This window comes from Limnobacter sp. UBA3528 (assembly GCF_002377005.1).
Taxonomy (GTDB): domain Bacteria; phylum Pseudomonadota; class Gammaproteobacteria; order Burkholderiales; family Burkholderiaceae_B; genus Limnobacter.
The window spans coordinates 26,146-27,777 of sequence record NZ_DFOZ01000012.1; the positions used below are offsets into that span (position 1 = coordinate 26,146).

At 53.4% G+C, this 1,632-nt stretch carries 1 protein-coding gene; it reads left to right on the forward strand.

Annotated features, from left to right (window positions below):
* Positions 1-88 precede the first annotated feature (88 nt).
* Positions 89-1,600, forward strand: coding sequence for a glycerol-3-phosphate dehydrogenase/oxidase (locus tag B4N58_RS03000; protein WP_291745630.1), 1,512 nt, complete (start codon positions 89-91; stop codon positions 1,598-1,600).
* The last annotated feature ends 32 nt before the right edge of the window (positions 1,601-1,632 follow it).

Genomic DNA, 1,632 nt, shown 5'->3' on the forward strand with positions numbered 1-1,632 from the left:
CGGTTTGAACCCAAGATGAGTATTGATGAACGCGGTGCATTGCTTGATCGCTGGCACCGTGCGGTAGAACGTTCCAAAGGATGGGCAGATGCTTAGTCGTAGAAAGCACCTTGAGACACTGAGATTCAAGGCACAAGAACAATATGAATGGGACGTAATTGTGATTGGCGGTGGTGCCACAGGCCTGGGCAGTGCAGTGGATGCGGCAAGCCGTGGCCTGAAGGTGCTGTTGCTCGAAGGGCACGACTTTGCCAAAGGCACCAGTTCCCGTGCTACCAAGCTGGCCCATGGCGGGGTACGTTACCTGGCGCAAGGCAATTTCAGCCTGGTGAAAGAGGCCCTTGAAGAACGTGGCCGAATGTTGGTGAATGCGCCAAACCTGGTGAAGCCTTTGGCGTTTGTCATTCCAGTGCGCAATGTATTTCAGAAGCTGTTTTACTGGATCGGCTTGAAGATGTACGACATGCTGGCAGGCAAGCTGGGTGTTGGCCCCACCACCATGATGAAGAAAAATGAGGTGCTGCGCGCGGTACCCACAATTTCTCAGCAGAAATTGCATGGAGGAGTGCGCTATTTCGATGCGCAGTTTGATGATGCACGCCTGGCCATTGCCTTGATGAAAACCCTGCACAAACTGGGTGGCATGGCGATTAACTACATGCCAGTCAAAGGCTTCGAAAAGAATGCAGAGAAAATAAATGGTGTGCAGGCGCGTGATGAATTCAGCGGCGAGACTTTTATATTCAAAGCCAAAGCAGTGATCAATGCGACTGGGGTGTGGGTAGACGACATTCGCAAATTGGATTCGGCAGAGTCAAAACCCATGTTGAGCCCCAGCCAAGGCGTGCACGTGGTGGTTGACCAGCACTTTTACCCCGCGAAAGAAGCCTTGCTTGTGCCCAAAACAAGCGATGGGCGCGTGTTGTTTGTGGTGCCCTGGTTGGGCAAAACGCTGATCGGCACAACAGACACGCCCCGCAAAGATTCCCCTTGGGAACCGGATGCATTGCCTGAAGAAGTGGATTTTATTTTGCAAACCGCGGGACAATACCTGGCCAATGCGCCCACGCGCGCTGATGTGCGAAGTGTATTCGTGGGCTTGCGCCCCCTTGTGAGTGCGGGCGGAGAGAAACAGAACACCAAGAGCATTTCACGCGAGCACACGGTAATTACTGCACCCAGCGGATTGGTTACCATTACCGGCGGCAAATGGACCACTTACCGCAGCATGGCTGAAGAAGTGGTTGATTTGGTGTGCGAGCAACACGGTTGGGCCAACAAGCCAACCAGAACCCGCTACCTGCGCCTGGAAGATGACCTGCCCATGCGCAAGCCCGGTTCAGCCATTCATGAGAATCTCGATTTGAATGAAGCAGAAATTGCGCAGGCCGTACTCGAAGAAATGGCTGTGACCATTGAAGACGTGTTGGCGCGCCGAAGCAGGGCGCTTTTCCTGGATAGCCAAGCGGCCTTGGCCTGTATGAATGAGGTACGCTTTGTGTTGCAAAACGAGTTGCGTTACAGCGATGAGGAGCTTGACCGCCAAGAGGCGGAATTCCGCAGGCTGGTGGCCCAATACAGCCTGCATGCAGATTGTTAAAGTTTTTTGGGGTATCCGGAATTTCTGGTTGA

Bases quoted from the DNA above. Each gene is read 5' to 3' on its own strand.
- B4N58_RS03000 (WP_291745630.1), top strand. From the start codon at position 89: ATGCTTAGTCGTAGAAAGCACCTTGAGACACTGAGATTCAAGGCACAA.